Origin of the sequence: Psychrobacter proteolyticus (assembly GCF_039762275.1) — a bacterium.
Classification (GTDB): domain Bacteria; phylum Pseudomonadota; class Gammaproteobacteria; order Pseudomonadales; family Moraxellaceae; genus Psychrobacter; species Psychrobacter proteolyticus_C.
Window position 1 is genome coordinate 319,284 of sequence record NZ_JBDLOB010000002.1, and the last position, 17,840, is coordinate 337,123.

Genomic DNA, 17,840 nt, shown 5'->3' on the forward strand with positions numbered 1-17,840 from the left:
CAAACCTATTCTATAAGTCATCATCATGAGTCAAATGCCAAAACAAGCAAAGTCAGTTAAGCCAAGCAATTCGTCAGTAGGCAATCCATCGTCAGCCAAAAAATCTACTGATAACCACTATGACGTCATTATCATCGGTGCTGGTGCTTCAGGATTATATTGCGCACTGACTGCTGGTCGCCGCGGCCGCCGCGTATTGGTATTGGATCATGCCAATAAAGCTGGCAAAAAGATTTTGATGTCGGGTGGTGGTCGCTGTAACTTTACCAATTACTTTGTGGAGCCTGAGCATTTTATCGGTGCCAATCCCCACTTCTGCAAATCAGCGCTGAGTCGTTACCCGAGTTGGGAGTTTATCGGCATGGTAGAGTCGCATAAAATTGCCTACCATGAACGCGAACATGGTCAGCTGTTCTGTGATGACTCGGCACAAGATATCTTGTCTATGCTTCTAGATGAATGCACAGCCGTAGGCGTACAAGTAAAGCTTAATGCTCAAATTGATCATGTTAAAACTGCTGCTCATGATAACGGCGAACGCTTTTATTTAACGACGAGTAAAAAGCTTGGTAAAAAAGACATCGCGAGCGGCACTCAGTCCGCGCAAACACGCTATAGCTGTGAATCTTTGGTGGTCGCTACTGGTGGCCTGTCTATCCCGACAATGGGGGCAAGTGGTATCGGCTATGAGTTGGCGCAGCAGTTTGGGCATACTCTCGTGCCTACTGACGCCAGTCTTGTGCCGTTTACCTTCACTGATAAAACAGGCGAGCTTATCCGCGCCTTGGCTGGTATCAGTCTGCCAGTTATTGCCAGTAACGAGCGTATCTCTTTTAAATTGCCCGTCCTATTTACCCATCGCGGTCTCTCTGGCCCTGCCATGCTACAGCTATCCAACTATTGGCAGACTGGTGAAACCATCAGTATCAATCTGTTGCCTGAGATAGACGTCACTGAACTTTTACTAACTCGTAAAAGTTCACATCCACGCCAACTGATTCGTACCGTATTGGCAGAAAACACGGACAATGCGCTACCCAAGAAGCTATTGGCAGCGTTACAGACGCATCTGTGGGAAGATATCAAAGATATAGAACTTGCCAACATCAGAGACGAGCGCCTTACAGAACTTGGGGCTACGCTCAATGGCTGGCAGCTCAAGCCCTCTGGTACAGAAGGCTACCGTACCGCTGAAGTCACACGCGGCGGCGTTACAACCGACGAGGTATCTTCCAAAACGATGCAAAGTAACTTACAAGATGGCTTATACTTTATCGGTGAGGTGCTCGACGTGACAGGCTGGCTTGGCGGTTATAACTTCCAATGGGCTTGGGCCAGTGGTTTTGTCAGTGGTGAAGTCGTTTAATCACCTTAATGGCTTCACTATTTATAGCGATAATGATAGCTTTAATGACTGTCAGCATGTGGATAATTGATCAGTACTCAGATAATGGCTGACAGTATGTTTGATGATAGTTGAGTGGTTTTAGACAGTAGTATTAGAGAGTGATGAGAATAAACACAACATAAGTCTATTTTCATAGTAGAATTAACGTAAGGCATTCATCCTATTGATAGCAATGCCATTTAGACTTATGAGGTAATCCATGCGTCCAATCAAGCATATTCATGGTGATAAAAAACCGCATTGGGTAGGCGACGGTTTTTTTGTAAAAACCCTAATCAACCATCTCGATAATAATCCTGATTTTAACTACAGCCATACCGATCCCTTTTTATTGTTTGACTACGGTAAACCTACGACTTTTTCACCCAATCCTGATTATAAGCTGCAACCACATGGTGTTGGACTGCACCCACACAAAGGTTTTGAGACCGTAACCATCGCTTATTCAGGTGAGATTAGCCATGCAGACTCGACAGGTGGGCGCGGCGATATCTTAGAAGGTGATGTACAGTGGATGACTGCTGGTCGCGGCATTCTGCACGAAGAGTTCCACTCTGAAGCCTTTGGGCAACGTGGCGGTATATTTAGTATGGTGCAGTTATGGGTCAACCTGCCAAGCGCCCACAAACTGACCGACCCCAAATATCAGTCTATCAAACGTGCTGATATGCCTATCGTCGATCTGATAGACAATAGCGATGAGCAAACTGTCATCGGTCAAGCTGCCATTATTGCCGGTGACTGGCATGGAATAACGGGAGCAGCAACGACCTTTACGCCAGTCAATATGTGGGATATCGAGCTACATACAGCAGGTACAACCACGCTACAAGTACCGAAAACGCATAACACCCTACTGCTGGTACAAGAAGGTCAAGTACTGGTCAACGGTACAGCTGTCAGCGCAGGTAGTTTGATAGAATTTTCAGCGCCTATTCGAAATCATGTAAGCACTAAATCTGAACATTCATCATTACCTGCCACTGATACTATTGAATTGACCTACCCTGCAACTACCGATGAAGACACACCTATCAAATTGCTACTGCTAAGCGGCGAGCCAATCGGTGAACCAGTCGCAGGTCACGGTCCTTTTGTCATGAATACTCAAGAAGAACTACGCCAGACCTTTCGTGATTATCAAATAGGCATTTTCGGCAAATAATTAAAGTCTAAGCGTAAAAAAAGCCGCTCAACTATTGCTAGTTAAGCGGCTTCTTATGCTGCGTTATTTAGCTAAAAATCTAACTATTACGCTTGGTCTAAAAATGGATAGTCGGTATAACCTTCAGCACCGCCACCATAGAAAGACTCTGGATGCTGCTCATTAAGCGGGGCGCCTTTTTGAATGCGCTCAGCCAAATCAGGGTTGGCAATATAGTCGCGGCCAAAGGCGACTGCATCGATATAACCTGCTTTTACATTTTGCTCTGCTTTTTCGGCAGTATAGCCACCAGCTGCGATAATCATTTGATCAAAAGCAGCACGCACACGCTTACGGAAGTCTTCGCTATACGGCGTGCCACCTGCCCAATCTGGCTCTGACAGATGCAGATACATGATACCGCGTTTGTTAATCTGCTCAATCATCCAGATATTTTCGTCTTCGTTATATCCAGCTTCTACATTGTTGAACGTACCCAGTGGTGAAATACGAATACCAACATGATCTGCATCCCAAGCATCTACGCATGCATCGATAACGTCAAGCGTCAAGCGCGCACGGTTTTCGCGGCTACCGCCGTATTCATCATCACGTTGGTTAGTTTGCTCAACCCAGAACTGATGCAATAGATAACCGTGGGCACCATGAATCTCTACCCCATCAAAGCCCGCTTCTTTAGCGTTCTTAGTTGCTTGACCAAAGTCAGCGATAACTTGTTTGATTTCTTCAAGCGTGGCTGGACGTGGCGGCGTTGCATCTACACGAATGGCTTGGTTGTCGCTGTCACGTAGTGAGGTACGTACACCAACATCAACGTTAGAAGCAGAGATAGGCGCTTTGCCGTCTGGCTGTACGCTCTCATGAGAGACTAGACCTGTGTGCCATAGCTGTACGACGATTTTGCCACCTTTAGCATGGACATTATCTACGATGGTTTTCCACGCAGTGATTTGGTCTTTAGTATGAACGCCTGGCGCGCCAGCATAGCCTTTCGCTTGGAAAGATACTTGCGTTGCCTCAGTGATGACCAAGCCAGAACCTGCGCGCTGTGAATAATATTCGCTTGCAAGTGCTGTTGGTACGTCACTTGGCTCAACCGAACGCAGACGCGTCAACGGTGCCATAATGATGCGATTTTTTAGGGTTTGGGTACCCATTTTGACGGTTTCAAATAAATTATCATGTGCCATAAAAAGCCCTGTTTATTGTTTTAAACCTTACTATCAGGTTTACTATTATTGGTAATAAATAGCACTTATATTAGTAGGTAGCACTTAGCTGTCGTTCTATAATTTGCGAAGTACACTACTCATAAGCCGAGTTCTTTATAGGGGGCAAATGCCATTATTCCAAGCAATATTTACAAACAGAAACACCAATATTTAGATATTTGAATCTTTATAATTAAAGGCTACGAAGACAGTTTACCGTAGCTTAAACTCTCGTCGCCCGCGTGGAATTCTTTGGTTGTAGCATCTTTTTGACAGACAGCTCAAGTGACAAATACGTGCCAAACAATATCACTACTGAACCGATGATGGCTTGGATATTTAGGGCTTCACCAAGTAGTAGATACCCTAAAATAATAGCAAAAATCGGAATGACCAAGGTAATACTGGTGGCGCGCGTCGGCCCAATATTTTTAATCAGCTGATTCATAAAGATAAGCGCAATGGCGGTCGAAAATACACCGATACAGATCACTGATACCCACGCCTTTATGCTGATATCTTTACCATATGGGAACTCATTAAAAGCTACAGGCAGCATAATAATACTACCAATAATGAGCGAGCCTGCGGTGATAGCGACTGGCGATACTTCATACAGATAGTTTTTGGTGATGTTGGCCCCAAGCGCATAACCTACACAGGCTAGTAGCGCGTAACCCATCGGCAGTATGCCTTCGACCAACCCTTTGCCCGACTCCCCACCACCAAATAAGCTTTCGCTCATCAATATGATTACCCCAATCACTCCGATGACCAAACCAAGTGCTTGTTTTTTCGATAGCCTATCTTTAAAGAAGACTCTAGCGATAAAACCACTCATCATCGGCACAGAAGCATTTAGCACGGCTAGCACGCCTGCGTTCACTGACTGCGCGGAAAACGAGAACAACACAAAAGGTAGCGCTGCTGAAAACAAGCCGACGAGCGCTAGCATTTTCCAATGCTCCTTAATGCCTACTCTGTTTCTCTTATTGAGCAATACAAAGACCAACATGACCAATCCGGCGAATATCACACGCAAACTGGCAAATGCCAATGAGCCAAACTCAGGCACGCCGATACGATAAAAGACGAAAGAGAGTGACCACATAAAAGAGAGCGTCACAAAGATGATGAGGTCACGGTTGGTCATTGGGTAATCCTATTAAGCGCTTAGACTGCGTTTACCAACTCGTGTCGGTCATAAGCGTCTGATGCGTTGTAAAAATTATCATGTGATTGAAAACTCATGATGATAACTTTTTAATTGTTTGATAGGTAATTTTTTATAGAATTTATAGTGAGTTTTTATCTATTTATTAATTTTTTTAGCACAGTTTTAAGGTTTTCACCTTTTTAATAATCTGTAAATTTGGACAAATCCCTTTTAGTAAGCACCATATAGCAAGCAGCGCTTATCCTATATTTCTTATACTTTAGCCTATTCCAGCGCCTTTCTATTCACATACTAAAGAACTCCAAAGTCATCCTTAAGTAAACGATCAGTTCAATATCTATAGAAACAGATTCACGATCATAGTAAATCCTTCTCATAACCCTGTTCTACGTCAGCTACTCTTAATAATACTGATGTCAAAAGTAGCTTCAATACATCAGTTCAAGTTTTACTTAAAATATATTAGTTGATATTTGTTTACTATTTTTCTACTATCTACGAGGTATTGGTTAGTATTTGGCAATACAAAAAATATATGGCAAACATCATTAGTAGGATTTATAAATTATTGAGGAATGATTATGAAAAGGATAGCCTTATTTGTCGGTATGATATCAGTTGCAACGGCAGGTTTTTGCGGGGTTGGTCAGTTCTCAGATGAGACCACTTGCTATGTTTATAAGCAAGATAAACTGCAAAAAAAGCTAAACTGTCAGTATGAGGGCGCTGAGGGTGCAGCGATGAGTTATAGTTTTAGACAGGTCTCCTATAATCTGCCGGGATTTGGCAAAATGGCAACCTCTACCAGTGCAAACTATAATGACCGTAATGAAGTGACTGGATGGACGACCACCGTCAATGACGAGCCAGCGATCATCAGATATCGTCTGCCAACCAATCAGCGTATCGTCAGTGATGCCTATGCGCAGTCTGGTAAAGCGGTTATGCAATGTTATCTTAGTACAAAATCGCAGTGGGAGATTTGTGCTAAATAGAACAAAATACTCTGGCAATTTATAGTGCAATAAAGCTGAGCGTTTTGCTTGGCTTTATTGCCGCCTGCTAAAAACTGAAGCATCAACCTTAGCACCATCCTCTATGAAATTTTCTCGCCGTTGTTTCTATATGCTCAACGTCTTCACCACTGTCAAAGCCACTGATAAAATCAACCTCCCTGTTAGACAGCCATTGAATTACAACCCTGCATCGGTAAGAATGGGGCTACCTATTTATAAAACCTGCTCACCAACCCAGTTTATTAACGAGTCAAATACATGAAACTGCGCATCCTAAAATCTGCTGTGACCAATCCTTGGTTTAATCTTGCCACCGAAGATTGGATATTTAATACGCTCAATCCCGACTCTCATACCCTATTTTTATGGCGTAACTCTGAGACTGTGGTTATTGGACGCTCACAAAATCCATGGGTAGAGTGCAAAACCGATAAGATGGAAGCAGACGATGTATTTTTAGCGCGGCGTCAGAGTGGCGGCGGCGCTGTGTTTCACGATTTGGGTAATACCAACTTTACCTTTTTATCGCCCAGTGATGCTTATGATCAAGAAGCAAACTTCACCGTCATCATCAATGCGCTTAAGAAACTCGGCATAGACGCCACGCTGTCTGGCCGTAATGACATGCAGGTCGGTGACCGCAAAATATCGGGCAGCGCATTTAGACATGCAGCCGATCGCAGCTTTCATCATGGCACATTGCTGGTCAATGCCAATATGCAAAAGCTTGGCGACTATCTAAACCCGCATCCATTAAAGCTAAAAGCAAAAGGCATCAAATCTGTGCGCGCTCGCGTGGCAAACTTGGTAGATTTTAATGAGGCTATCAATCACGAGATACTGTCTGAGGCGATTATCGAAGCGTTTTGTGAATATCATGGAGAGACTGCACAGGTTGAGCAATTAGATGAAGCCAGCCTTGCTAAGCAGCCCACTCTAAACGCTTACTATCAACAGATGGCAGACTGGGATTGGCGCTTTGGTAAAACGCCTGAGTTCACTCATCATATCGAGACGCGATTTGATTGGGGCATGATGGATGTGCATATGGATGTGAAGCAGGCGATGATCACCGAGGTTGTCATCTTCTCTGACGCGCTAAATGTTGAGCTTATTGATCTGCTGAAAGACACATTGACTGGCGTTAAATATAATAAGCCTGAGATTAAAAACAAGCTCGATGAACTAGCAAAAGCGCAACCTGAATTGGCAGCGCAAGTTAGTGATTTTGAGCAGTGGTTAGTTGGTGAGATGGAAGGTTAGATTTTGCGACGTCGGATTTAATATAGCAAGTATTGCAAAGTGTGCCGCTTGCACTGCTTGGTAAAAAGTTACTGACACAAATGCGCTGTATATAGTTAATGGTATTGATATCACACGTACGCCATTTTAGATTTTGTATATTAATGATGCATAAAAAGCACCCTGCCATTACTTCATTTTTTATGAATAATCAATATTAAGGTATTTTCATGAAGTACTTACATGCAATGATCAGAACCAACAAACTAGAAGAAACGTTATTTTTCTATTGTGACCTTATGGGCTTACAACTGCTAAGAAAGAGAGATTCTGAATCAGGCAGATTCAGCTTATATTTTTTAGCAACGCATGAGGGTGCACCTGAAATTGAGGTGACACACAACTGGGATGAAAGAGAATATACCAATGGCGATAATTTTGGGCACTTTGCCTTTAGAGTCGACAACATATACGCACAGTGCGACACCTTTATACAGGCAGGGATCGAGATATTAAGACCGCCTAGAGATGGCCATATGGCTTTTGTTAAAGACCCTAATAATATCTCAATTGAGCTGCTACAAAATGGCGAAGCCTTAGAGCCTATTGAGCCTTGGATTTCGATGGAAAATATTGGCAGTTGGTAGGTGAGTGAGGCTGGTTAGTTGGGCTAGGATGGATGGACTGATTCGTTTTTTGCAGATAGTGATGATGACACGTATATCACAGTTATAGCTTTCTTAAAATACAATCAAGCTCTAAAAAATGAGGGTAATATGAAAAAGTTATGCATCACTACAATCGGTATTTTAGGCATTTGCCTACTTTCCACTTATGCAAATTCAGCAAGTTTTGATTGCAATAAGGCTGCTACGTGGGTAGAAAAAACCGTTTGCGAAAGTCCTGATCTTTCTAAGCTTGATGACTCAATGGCAAAAAAATATAGAAGCAATTTTAGTGCTGCTCCTGACTATGAAGACAGCAAAGCTTTTAAAGATAGGTTCATTGCTAATCAACGCACATGGCTTAGGTTTCAGCGTAATACCTGTAAAAGTGAAGAATGTCTGATACGCGAGTATAAAGAATATATCGAAGAACAAAGCAGTTACGGTGTGGCTTGGAATTTTTCAAATGAGTTGAGTCCTTCTGATTTACCGAGTAAAAGTGCCTTTGGTAAGTTTTCTCAAACCTCTCAAATCTCAATATATAATTCAGGTACTCAGCGCTAGGAAGATACAGGAGAGGCAAAAAACACGGTATCGATTCATAGTGTCGCTAATAAACCTTATCTTTCCATTATCGATGGCGCTTTGATTTTTACCAATGCTCATACCTGCGATTTGGGAGAGAGTAAAGCCATATGGTCAGAAAATCATTGGGTCATCAATGATGATCAGCCAAATAAAACTGTTGAGCTGCGTTTATACCCAGCAACTTATAAAGGCCAGACTCAGTTACTATTAAGAGATATGGATGATCAATATAGAAGACTGCTTTGTGGTATGCGAGGATATTTTGACGGTATAGTATTAGAGCGTGAGTAAGTGAACAAAATCACTCTACTCTCTCAAAATAAACATAAGCTGAACTGAATATCCAATTTAATAAGTCAAACTTTCATTCTAAATAAAAAAAGACGGCAAGAGATATCCCCTCGCCGTCCATTATTTAACATTCATGCTAAAGATTTTAGATCTGAGCGGCGACTTCAGCGCCATCACGAATCGCACGTTTGGCATCTAGTTCAGCTGCTAGTTTAGCACCGCCGATTAGGTGATATTGCGCGTCTGGTGCATCACCAACGTTTGGCATCAGCTCTACCACAGACTCTTGACCAGCACAGACCACGACGCTATCGACACGTAATAACTGGCTTTGACCTTGTGGGTTAGTTACCCAGATACCTTCGTTGGTGATTTTGTCATATTGCACGCCTGCGACTTGGATCACGCCGTGAGATTTGATATGCGCACGATGTACCCAGCCTGAGGTTTTGTTTAGACCACTGCCCAGACGGCCTTTGCTACGCTGCATGAGATAAACTTGGCGAATTGGTTTAATCGCTGCTGGTCTGACCAGACCACCATCACTTTGATAGTCGGTATCATTGGTCACGCCCCACTCTTCACGCCATTCGCTGATAGACTGTGGCTCAGGGCGATAGCTTGGATCTTTTAGTCCATCAGGGCCAATTTCATCCAGCGACTTACCATGATTAGCCGTCAGATATTCACTGACATCAAAGCCGATACCACCAGCACCGATGACCGCGACTGTGTTACCCACTGCTTTTTCGCCAGACAGCAGCTCAGCATAGCTCATGACTTGTGGCAGCTCAGCCCCTTCGAGCTTACCTTCTAGACTTCTCGGTACGACACCCGTTGCCACGATGACATGATGGAACTTAGCTTTTTCAAGCATGTCTTTATCGACTTTGGTGTTCAGTTTAATCTCAACACCTAGATGTTCAAGCTCATTGATATAGTATCGGATAGTCTCAAAGAACTCTTCTTTACCAGGGATGACTTTAGCGTAGTTGAACTGTCCGCCAAGCACGTCTTTAGCTTCAAATAGAGTCACGTCATGACCACGTAAGGCCGCCACATGTGCCGCTGACATACCAGCAACACCGCCACCGATTACGGCGACTTTTTTCGGTTTTTTGGTTTTCTTATAGACCAGTTCAGTCTCATAACAGGCTTGCGGATTGACCAAACAAGTCGAGCGTTTGTTTTCAAACGTATGGTCGAGGCAGGCTTGGTTACAAGCGATACAGGTATTAATGCGATCTGTCTGACCATTTTTGGCTTTATTGACCCAATGCGCATCAGCCAAGAATGGACGCGCCATCTGAATCATGTCAGCTTGACCAGTCGCAACGATTTCTTCTGCTGTCTCTGGCATGTTGATACGGTTGGCTGCCATCATCGGGATACTAATATGCTTTTTGATTTCAGCGGTGAAATCAACAAAAGCGGCACGTGGTACGCTAGTCACGATAGTCGGGACACGCGCTTCATGCCAGCCGATACCAGTGTTCATAATGGTTACGCCCGCTTCTTCTAGCGCTTTTGCCACGGTAATGACTTCATCCATGACGTTACCGTCTTTGACCAAGTCAATCACTGATAAGCGGAATAGAATAATAAAGTCTTCGCCAGTCGCCTCACGTACCGCTTTGACCACGTCGACAGCGAACTTCATACGTCCATGAATATCGCCACCATAAATGTCTTTACGCTTATTCACATGGCTTGATAAAAACTGGTTGAGTAGATAACCTTCAGAGCCCATGATTTCGACGCCATCATAGCCTGCTTGCTTGGCAAGTTTGGCTGAGCGAGCATAGTCTTTTACCGTCTGCTCGATATTTTTGATGCTCATCTTGCGTGGTTTAAACGGTGAGATTGGAGATTTAATCGGGCTAGATGATACGGCAAATGGATGATAGCCATAGCGACCACTGTGCAATATCTGCATGATGATTTTACTGTCATGCTTATGCACAGCACGGGTGACGCGCTGGTGGTTGATAACGTCAGCTTTAGTATTCATCGTTCCGCCAGCAGGCAACAACCAACCTTCGCGGTTAGGCGAGATACCGCCAGTAATCATCATTGCCACGCCGCCCTTGGCACGTTCTGCAAAATACGCCGCCAGCTTGCCATAATTATAAAAACGGTCTTCAAGCCCAGTATGCATTGAGCCCATAACCATACGGTTTTTTAGCGTAGTAAAGCCCAAATCTAGCGGCTCAAATAAATGCGGATAGTGTTCATTGGTGCTAGCGGTTTGGATCGTATTGGCACTATGGCTGGCAGACATATCATTTTCCTTATGAATAGTTTATGAGGCTACTTCTTAAAAACGGCTTTTTAGAATTAATCGGGCTAAGGGGTTTAGCATCATCGATATCGTAACACACCGCGATTATTGTCAGCTATGCAGACAAGCGACTGATGAGTGAGCACTATATTAATTGCTATAACGAGCGGGACGGTGTATCAGGCGGTACTGTGGCATATGGTTAAGCAAACACCACAAAACCCAGCCAAATTTTGAGGTAGATTATATACCGTTAGCTTAATATCACTTAGAGATTAGACTAAGATATAAATCGCTAAATATCGACTTATACCTATAACTTCTATGCTAGATTACTGTACTAAATAATATACTGACGTTAATGTACTGACGCATTATAGAAATACGATAAAGGACTATCATCATGACAGATTTCCATACAGGTCTCGGCAAGAACGCCGCCAACCATCAACCACTTACCCCTATCGATTTCATCATTCGCAGCGCGCAAGTTTATCCTAATAAGACTGCCATCATTTATGACGACCTAGAACACAACAATCTCACTCAGACATGGCAACAGACTTATACTCGCTGTCGCCAACTGGCTGATGGCCTGCGCAAGTTGGGTATTGATAAAAACGACACTGTAGCCGTGATGCTACCGAACACGCCAGCGACGGTCGAATGCGCCTTTGGTGTGCCGATGTCAGGCGGCGTCCTCTGTACTTTGAACACGCGCCTTGATATCAATGCACTTACCTTTTGTTTGCAGCATTCCGAAGCAAAGGTTTTAATTTTAGATAGCGAATTTGCTGAGCACGCTGAGATTATCGATGAGACTTTTCCAGACTTAATCGTTATTCATTCAACGGACAAAGCTATCGATGTCGAGCGCTTTGGCCACATGAGTTATGAAGCATTAGTAGCCAGTTCAGACAGTTTGGATAATTGGGAGATGCCGAAAGATGAGTGGGACGCCATTGCGCTCAATTATACCTCTGGGACGACAGGCAAGCCCAAAGGCGTGGTCTATCACCATCGCGGCGCAACTCTCAATGCTATTTCTAATATTTTAGATTGGGACATGCCCAAACACCCGATGTATCTATGGACGCTGCCGCTGTTTCACTGCAACGGCTGGTGCTTTCCGTGGACCATCGCCGAGCGTGCTGGGGTCAATGTATGCTTGCGAAAAATTGATGCTGATTTGATATTGCAGCTGATTGCCAAGCATCAAGTTAGCCATTATTGCTCTGCGCCAGTCGTGCACAATATGATTGCTGGCGGTAAACCTGAGTATAAAGACGCTATTACCCATACGGTCAAAGGCTGGGTCGCTGGTGCACCGCCGTCTGAAACCATGCTGGCTGCGATGGAAGCAATGGGGTTTCATATCTCGCATGTCTACGGTCTCACTGAAGTATATGGGCCAGTGACGGTTTGTGCTGAGCAGGAAGAATGGGATGAGCTTGATGTGGCGACACGTGCTCAAAAGAAATCACGTCAAGGTATGACTTCTCACTTGATGGCAGGGTTTGAGGTATTTAAACAAGGCACGACTGAGCCAGTGGCCGCTGATGGAGCAGAAATGGGTGAGCTGGCGCTACGTGGCAATATGGTGATGAAAGGCTATCTAAAAAGCCGCAAGGCTACCGAAGAGGCATTCGCTGATGGCTGGTTCCGCACAGGCGATTTGGGCGTTAAATACCCTGATGGTTATATCAAAATCATGGACAGACTAAAAGATATCATCATCTCAGGCGGTGAGAACATCTCTAGTATCGAGGTAGAAAACGTCTTGTATAAACTACCTGCGATTGAGAGCTGTGCCGTCGTCGCCGCGCCACATGATAAATGGGGCGAAGTACCCGTTGCCTTTATCGAGATTCACGCCGGTAGCACCTTGCAACGTGATACGGTGATGGAGCATTGCAGTCAGCATCTAGCAGGCTTTAAAGTGCCAAAATATATTGTCTTTGCCGAAATACCAAAGACCAGTACCGGTAAAGTGCAAAAATTTGAGCTACGCCAAGCGGCTAAGTCATTGGCACACGAAACGCCGAAAGTAACTGCCAGTGCTAAATGATCTGACAATATATTAAATCCTGTCACAAATTAATATTCATAAAAAAGGTCAATCACGTATAAGTGACTGACCTTTTTTCGAGTGCTAGCCTATTTATATTATAGTTGGTTCAATATAATTTGGAAACAAGGAAGCCAAGTGAAAGTACTACAAATAGTAGACTAAGCGAGGCTGACACCGTATCCAATTTATAGAGAACTAACGATATTAGCCAAGCTTAGGCTCAAGCCACTGATAAACCAGCATTCCTATAATCATGGCAGGAATAAAGACATAGGCTTGCCATTGACCAGTACCGAGCAATACAATTCCTGGTCCTGGACAGATACCAACCAGCCCCCAGCCGATACCGAACAACATCGCACCGATAAGCAATTTTTTATTAATGACGGTTTTGCTCGGCATATCAATTGATGTACCAATCCAGCTGATCTGTTGACGCTTTGCTAATCGCACACCGAAAAACGCCACTATCAGGCCACCGCCCATCACCAGAGCAAGGGAGATATCCCATGCGCCAAATACGTCCAAAAACCCTTGTACTTTCACAGGATCGGTCATACCTGATACCAGTAGTCCGAGTCCAAACAGCAGTCCTGCTAGCAATCCGATTATATTTTTTAGCATCGTCATATCTCGCTATTATTATTTTTTATTAACCATCATATGTCGTTCGCGTATGAGCCCGATCATCAGTCTTCATCTGGCAATCTGCCATGAATTCGCTATAGCAGGCTTAGTACGTGACGACCGATATAAACGGTCACAATCCCAAACAGCATAAAGGTGACGGTCGCTGCCAATGACCTTGGAGACAGCCGTGCATTACCGCAGATACCATGCCCACTCGTGCATCCTGAACCTAAACGCGTGCCAAAACCGACCAGTAATCCTGCACCAATCAATAATGGCACGGAAGTACTGATAGCTACCTCAGGTAATGGTCCTGCCAACTGATATAGCAGTGGTGAGATGACCAAACCCAGTATAAATAGCACCTGCCACATCTCTACACGCTTGGGCCTTAGTAGGCTTGAAAAAATACCACTAATACCTGCTATACGACCGATACCTAGCAGTAAGATAACCGTCGCTACGCCTAGCATCAGACCTCCAACTAAGGAGATCGGCGTAAATGCTTGCCAGTCTATTTGTATGCTCATAACGGACTACCTAATTAAGTTTATTAAATGCGTGCTTGAATATTAATTTATAAAAATACATTATATTATAAAATATAATAAAAAGGTAAAAAAATACTGAACCTAGCATAATGCTAATAGTTCAGTATTTTTTATAACTGCAAAGATTGTATTGCGAAGGCTTTAAAAAGGGCAATGAAAAAGACTTAATAAGCTATCACATTACTATCTTTATCAGCCCTCATAATGACAATTTTTACAGGCTCAGCACTTTATCAAGTGCCGTTTCAAAACGCTCTACTGTGCCATCGATATCAGTTAATTTGTCCAAGCCAAATAGACCCAAACGGAAAGTCTTAAAGTTATCAGGCTCGCCTACTTTTAATGGTACGCCAGCCGCGATTTGTACCCCGATTTCAGCAAACGCACTACCTTTATGCATGTCATCACGATCAGTATAAGAAACGACAACGCCAGGTGCTTTAAAACCTTCAGCAGCAACGCTCTCAACGCCTTTGGATTCTAGTACTTCGCGGATACGTTTGCCAAGTGTCCACTGCGCGTCACACAATTTATCAAAACCGATTGCTTTGGCTTCATTCACAGCATCACGGAACTGACGTAAGCTGTCTGTCGGCATAGTCGCATGGTAAGCATGACCGCCATTTTCGTAAGCACGCATGATGTTTAGCCATTGCTTTAGGTCGATACTAAAACTATCAGACTCAGTACTGTCCACTTTTTTGACAGCAGCATCGCTTAGCATGACCAAGCCAGCGCCCGGCGTACTGCTCCAGCCTTTTTGCGGTGCGCTAATCAGTACATCGATACCCAATGCTTTCATATCTAACCATACGCAGCCTGAGGCGATGCAGTCAATGACTAATAATCCGCCAACGCTATGCACAGCCTCGCTCAACGCTTTGATATAGTCATCTGATAAGATGATGCCTGAAGAGGTTTCGACATGCGGGGCAAATACAACTGCTGGTTTTTCTTCTTTGATTTTGGCTACGGCAACGTCGATATCGACTGGAGCAAACGGTTTTGGCGACTCACTATCATCGGCACGATTGGCCGTAAGGACTGTAGATGATTTGGCGATTTTGCCTTTTTCTAGGATTTGCGTCCAACGATAGCTGAACCAGCCATTACGAATGATTAGGCAGTCCTCATCATTTGCCAACTGGCGAGCGACTGCTTCCATACCATAAGTACCAGAACCAGGAACGATCACCACTGCGTCAGCGTTATACACAGATTTTAGGTCACTAGATAGGTCGTTCATCACTTGCTGAAAGGCTTTTGACATATGGTTCAGCGCGCGATCGGTGTAAACCACTGAATACTCTAATAAGCCGTTTGGATCGATATCTTGACGTAATGCAGGCATTGAACACTCCTAGTGTATGGTTAGATAATATGCGACATGGATTAGATAGCATTATAATCAAGTGCTATTATTTGATGGTGAGGTCTTGCGCTGTCTAGAGATGAATTGTCTTTAAAAGAACAAAAAACAACGAACACTGATGAGATCTACTAACGTGAAGTTAATATATTTATAGTCATATTACGAGCAAACACCAGCACATATCTTGACCTAAGCCATCCATGAGAGCTTGATATTAGCACTGATACTGAAGGTTGACAACGATACGCTCAGGCAACGATATGACTTGCGCTATTGAGCATTTATTGATAGGTATTGATTGATAAGTTTTGATTTATAAAGCCACGATGAAAGCATCAATGCCCTCGATGAGCATCTTGTAGTCCTGACACTACGAAGTCTAGCAAATCACTATCGCCTTCGCGGGCGGCTTTGCGCATCAGTTTCGATGGTGCATGGGTCAATGTTTGAGTCAGACGTCGTGATAGCTCAGTGATGATATCTTCTGGACTAACATCGTCTTGTTGCAGCTTAGCAATAGATTCATACAGCAGCTTATCCACTTGACCTTGAGTACACGCACGGTATTGCTGAATATCTTTGCCAACTTGGCGAACTTGAAAGCGACGGTCTATCTCGACCACCAATTGACTGACTAACAGTTCAGCATCCACTGCGGCTTGGCGACGCTGCTCGATATTACCTGCAATCACATGCTGCAAGTCATCGACAGAGTACAGATAAACATCATCAATGCGGCTAATGGTCGAATCGATATCGCGCGGTACGGCCAGATCTATCATAAGCATTGGCTGATAACGGCGACGTTTTAACGCTTGTATAGTCATTGTCTTATCAATCAACAAATCCATACTACCACTACAACTGCTAACGATATCGGCTTCTGCCAATACTTGCGGTAATTCTTGTAAGGGTCTAACGTCTACGCGGCGATTAGGGCCACGTAGTTCAGCCGCTAATGCTTCTGCACGTTCGGGATTACGGTTACAGATAATGACTCGTCCGACCCCTAGCCCTGCGATATGGGTGGCAACTAAGCGATTCATCTCGCCTGCCGCAACGACCAGTAGAGTACGACTTGGTAAATCATCAAATATTTGTGTGACCAATTTGGCGGCGGCAAAGCTAAGCGATACGGCCTGTGCGCCAACCTGCGTCTCGTTACGCACTCGTTTGGCGGCAGCGAATACTTGATCGATGATCCAGCCGAGCTGATTACTGAGTACTTTTTGGTCTTGAGCCAGATGCACAGAGTTTTTAATTTGACCGAGAATCTGCGGCTCACCCAATATCATAGAGTCGAGACCAGCCGCCACTCTTAACCAATGAGTCAATGCATGAGTATCACGATGTACATAGAGATAAGGATCAATATCAACGAGTGGTAGTTGCTTGAAGTCAGCCAACCACGTTTTGATTTTGGTAATGTGCGCACTAATCGCAGCAGACGAGATATTCATGCTACTACTAAAAGTATTATTGGATGATGATTGGCCAGCAGCTTTGATATCCTGCACATCAGATAATTGTGAGTCAGATAATTGGCTATTAGCGGGCTGCGACGTTGAAATGTGCGGCACTAGCGCATAGATTTCGGTGCGGTTACAAGTAGAGACGATCACGCTACCATCAGTAAAGGCTTCTATTTGTTTGAGCGCGACATTTACATCGTCACCCACAAGCGCCAAGCGCTCTCGCAGAGCGACTGGTGCAGTTTTGTGATTGACCCCAATGACCACTAATCTCATTATCGATAGACCATAAACATGACGCTCAGTTGCCCCTTACGCTATCTTATTATTTTTAAAAGACAGTTTTTGACGACAGCGCTAAAAAGGAAGACCCTAAAAACCGCCTATTATATCATTATTGCGGGCTTTAATTAACACTCACCCATCTATGATAACCATATCTCTGTATCTGGTCGCAAATGTAACAAATCAACTACTCATACGATTTATAAAATCAATAGCTGGGTTTTGACTTATGGTCAATAATATAATGTTAAATCATTCGCCTACTCTATCTTAACTTGTTATATTTCTATAATATTCAGTTCGACAGACATATCTATATTTAATCATCTTCAGTATCGTTCTTTGGCAACGTACTCGATACTAGTAGCATACTCATACAGCCAGATCTGCCAATATCTGAGTAACACGGATGCTA

16 protein-coding genes are annotated in these 17,840 nt (G+C 43.9%); 9 read left to right on the forward strand and 7 right to left on the reverse strand.

Going from position 1 to position 17,840, the window contains the following annotated elements:
• Window positions 1–25 precede the first annotated feature (25 nt).
• Together ABFV72_RS04380 and ABFV72_RS04385 are read left to right on the forward strand one after the other, a co-directional pair.
• Window positions 26–1,366, forward strand: a complete 1,341-nt coding sequence (locus ABFV72_RS04380) for an NAD(P)/FAD-dependent oxidoreductase (protein WP_347162580.1) — start codon at window positions 26–28, stop codon at window positions 1,364–1,366.
• A 241-nt stretch (window positions 1,367–1,607) separates the two neighbouring features.
• A complete protein-coding gene (locus tag ABFV72_RS04385) occupies window positions 1,608–2,573 on the forward strand; it encodes a pirin family protein (RefSeq protein WP_347162581.1) in 966 nt (321 codons plus the stop codon).
• An 86-nt stretch (window positions 2,574–2,659) separates the two neighbouring features.
• On the opposite strand, the gene ABFV72_RS04390 is transcribed toward ABFV72_RS04385, so the two are convergent.
• Window positions 2,660–3,763 (reverse strand): alkene reductase, encoded by a 1,104-nt coding sequence (locus ABFV72_RS04390; RefSeq protein ID WP_201568238.1) that lies wholly within the window; start codon window positions 3,761–3,763, stop codon window positions 2,660–2,662.
• A gap of 244 nt (window positions 3,764–4,007) precedes the next feature.
• On the reverse strand, window positions 4,008–4,937 hold the full coding sequence (locus tag ABFV72_RS04395; protein ID WP_347162582.1) for a DMT family transporter: 930 nt from the start codon (window positions 4,935–4,937) through the stop codon (window positions 4,008–4,010).
• Window positions 4,938–5,542: 605 nt separating this feature from the next.
• On the opposite strand from ABFV72_RS04395, the gene ABFV72_RS04400 reads away from it, so the two are divergent.
• The 6 genes from ABFV72_RS04400 (at window position 5,543) to ABFV72_RS04425 (ending at window position 8,763) form a co-directional block, all read left to right on the forward strand.
• On the forward strand, window positions 5,543–5,956 hold the full coding sequence (locus ABFV72_RS04400) for a hypothetical protein (protein WP_238051353.1): 414 nt from the start codon (window positions 5,543–5,545) through the stop codon (window positions 5,954–5,956).
• 103 nt (window positions 5,957–6,059) lie between these two features.
• A complete protein-coding gene (locus tag ABFV72_RS04405; RefSeq protein WP_347162583.1) occupies window positions 6,060–6,239 on the forward strand; it encodes a hypothetical protein in 180 nt (59 codons plus the stop codon).
• Complete coding sequence (locus tag ABFV72_RS04410) at window positions 6,236–7,240, forward strand: lipoate--protein ligase (RefSeq protein WP_347162584.1); 1,005 nt, start codon at window positions 6,236–6,238, stop codon at window positions 7,238–7,240. The genes ABFV72_RS04405 and ABFV72_RS04410 overlap by 4 nt, the downstream gene beginning before the upstream one ends.
• A gap of 209 nt (window positions 7,241–7,449) precedes the next feature.
• Window positions 7,450–7,866, forward strand: coding sequence for a VOC family protein (locus ABFV72_RS04415; RefSeq protein WP_347162585.1), 417 nt, complete (start codon window positions 7,450–7,452; stop codon window positions 7,864–7,866).
• Window positions 7,867–7,995: 129 nt separating this feature from the next.
• A complete protein-coding gene (locus tag ABFV72_RS04420) occupies window positions 7,996–8,448 on the forward strand; it encodes a lysozyme inhibitor LprI family protein (protein ID WP_347162586.1) in 453 nt (150 codons plus the stop codon).
• Between the two features lie 81 nt (window positions 8,449–8,529).
• Window positions 8,530–8,763: a hypothetical protein gene (locus tag ABFV72_RS04425; RefSeq protein WP_347162587.1), complete on the forward strand. Its 234-nt coding sequence runs from the start codon at window positions 8,530–8,532 to the stop codon at window positions 8,761–8,763.
• 145 nt (window positions 8,764–8,908) lie between these two features.
• Here the strand turns inward: ABFV72_RS04425 and ABFV72_RS04430 are convergent, their stop codons facing one another.
• Window positions 8,909–11,044 carry an FAD-dependent oxidoreductase gene (locus tag ABFV72_RS04430; RefSeq protein WP_347162588.1) on the reverse strand — a complete coding sequence of 712 codons (2,136 nt, stop codon included), beginning with the start codon at window positions 11,042–11,044 and terminating at the stop codon, window positions 8,909–8,911.
• Window positions 11,045–11,447: 403 nt separating this feature from the next.
• On the opposite strand from ABFV72_RS04430, the gene ABFV72_RS04435 reads away from it, so the two are divergent.
• Window positions 11,448–13,112, forward strand: a complete 1,665-nt coding sequence (locus ABFV72_RS04435; RefSeq protein ID WP_347162589.1) for an AMP-binding protein — start codon at window positions 11,448–11,450, stop codon at window positions 13,110–13,112.
• A 207-nt stretch (window positions 13,113–13,319) separates the two neighbouring features.
• Here ABFV72_RS04435 and ABFV72_RS04440 read toward each other — a convergent pair whose 3' ends face one another.
• From ABFV72_RS04440 to hemA, 4 genes are all read right to left on the reverse strand, one after another.
• Window positions 13,320–13,739 carry a DUF6691 family protein gene (locus ABFV72_RS04440; protein WP_347162590.1) on the reverse strand — a complete coding sequence of 140 codons (420 nt, stop codon included), beginning with the start codon at window positions 13,737–13,739 and terminating at the stop codon, window positions 13,320–13,322.
• Window positions 13,740–13,837: 98 nt separating this feature from the next.
• Window positions 13,838–14,275 (reverse strand): YeeE/YedE family protein, encoded by a 438-nt coding sequence (locus ABFV72_RS04445; RefSeq protein ID WP_347162591.1) that lies wholly within the window; start codon window positions 14,273–14,275, stop codon window positions 13,838–13,840.
• 235 nt (window positions 14,276–14,510) lie between these two features.
• Complete coding sequence (locus ABFV72_RS04450; RefSeq protein WP_347162592.1) at window positions 14,511–15,647, reverse strand: aminotransferase class V-fold PLP-dependent enzyme; 1,137 nt, start codon at window positions 15,645–15,647, stop codon at window positions 14,511–14,513.
• Window positions 15,648–16,003: 356 nt separating this feature from the next.
• Window positions 16,004–17,416: a glutamyl-tRNA reductase gene (hemA, locus tag ABFV72_RS04455; protein ID WP_347162593.1), complete on the reverse strand. Its 1,413-nt coding sequence runs from the start codon at window positions 17,414–17,416 to the stop codon at window positions 16,004–16,006.
• Window positions 17,417–17,840: the final 424 nt, after the last annotated feature.

Excerpts from the sequence above, each read along its gene's own strand:
- hemA (WP_347162593.1), bottom strand. The coding sequence starts at position 17,416 with ATGAGATTAGTGGTCATTGGGGTCAATCACAAAACTGCACCAGTCGCT.
- ABFV72_RS04410 (WP_347162584.1), top strand. The coding sequence starts at position 6,236 with ATGAAACTGCGCATCCTAAAATCTGCTGTGACCAATCCTTGGTTTAAT.
- ABFV72_RS04420 (WP_347162586.1), top strand. The coding sequence starts at position 7,996 with ATGAAAAAGTTATGCATCACTACAATCGGTATTTTAGGCATTTGCCTA.
- ABFV72_RS04435 (WP_347162589.1), top strand. The coding sequence starts at position 11,448 with ATGACAGATTTCCATACAGGTCTCGGCAAGAACGCCGCCAACCATCAA.
- ABFV72_RS04450 (WP_347162592.1), bottom strand. The coding sequence starts at position 15,647 with ATGCCTGCATTACGTCAAGATATCGATCCAAACGGCTTATTAGAGTAT.
- ABFV72_RS04430 (WP_347162588.1), bottom strand. The coding sequence starts at position 11,044 with ATGTCTGCCAGCCATAGTGCCAATACGATCCAAACCGCTAGCACCAAT.
- ABFV72_RS04390 (WP_201568238.1), bottom strand. The coding sequence starts at position 3,763 with ATGGCACATGATAATTTATTTGAAACCGTCAAAATGGGTACCCAAACC.
- ABFV72_RS04405 (WP_347162583.1), top strand. The coding sequence starts at position 6,060 with ATGAAATTTTCTCGCCGTTGTTTCTATATGCTCAACGTCTTCACCACT.
- ABFV72_RS04445 (WP_347162591.1), bottom strand. The coding sequence starts at position 14,275 with ATGAGCATACAAATAGACTGGCAAGCATTTACGCCGATCTCCTTAGTT.
- ABFV72_RS04385 (WP_347162581.1), top strand. The coding sequence starts at position 1,608 with ATGCGTCCAATCAAGCATATTCATGGTGATAAAAAACCGCATTGGGTA.
- ABFV72_RS04400 (WP_238051353.1), top strand. The coding sequence starts at position 5,543 with ATGAAAAGGATAGCCTTATTTGTCGGTATGATATCAGTTGCAACGGCA.
- ABFV72_RS04415 (WP_347162585.1), top strand. The coding sequence starts at position 7,450 with ATGAAGTACTTACATGCAATGATCAGAACCAACAAACTAGAAGAAACG.
- ABFV72_RS04380 (WP_347162580.1), top strand. The coding sequence starts at position 26 with ATGAGTCAAATGCCAAAACAAGCAAAGTCAGTTAAGCCAAGCAATTCG.
- ABFV72_RS04440 (WP_347162590.1), bottom strand. The coding sequence starts at position 13,739 with ATGCTAAAAAATATAATCGGATTGCTAGCAGGACTGCTGTTTGGACTC.
- ABFV72_RS04395 (WP_347162582.1), bottom strand. The coding sequence starts at position 4,937 with ATGACCAACCGTGACCTCATCATCTTTGTGACGCTCTCTTTTATGTGG.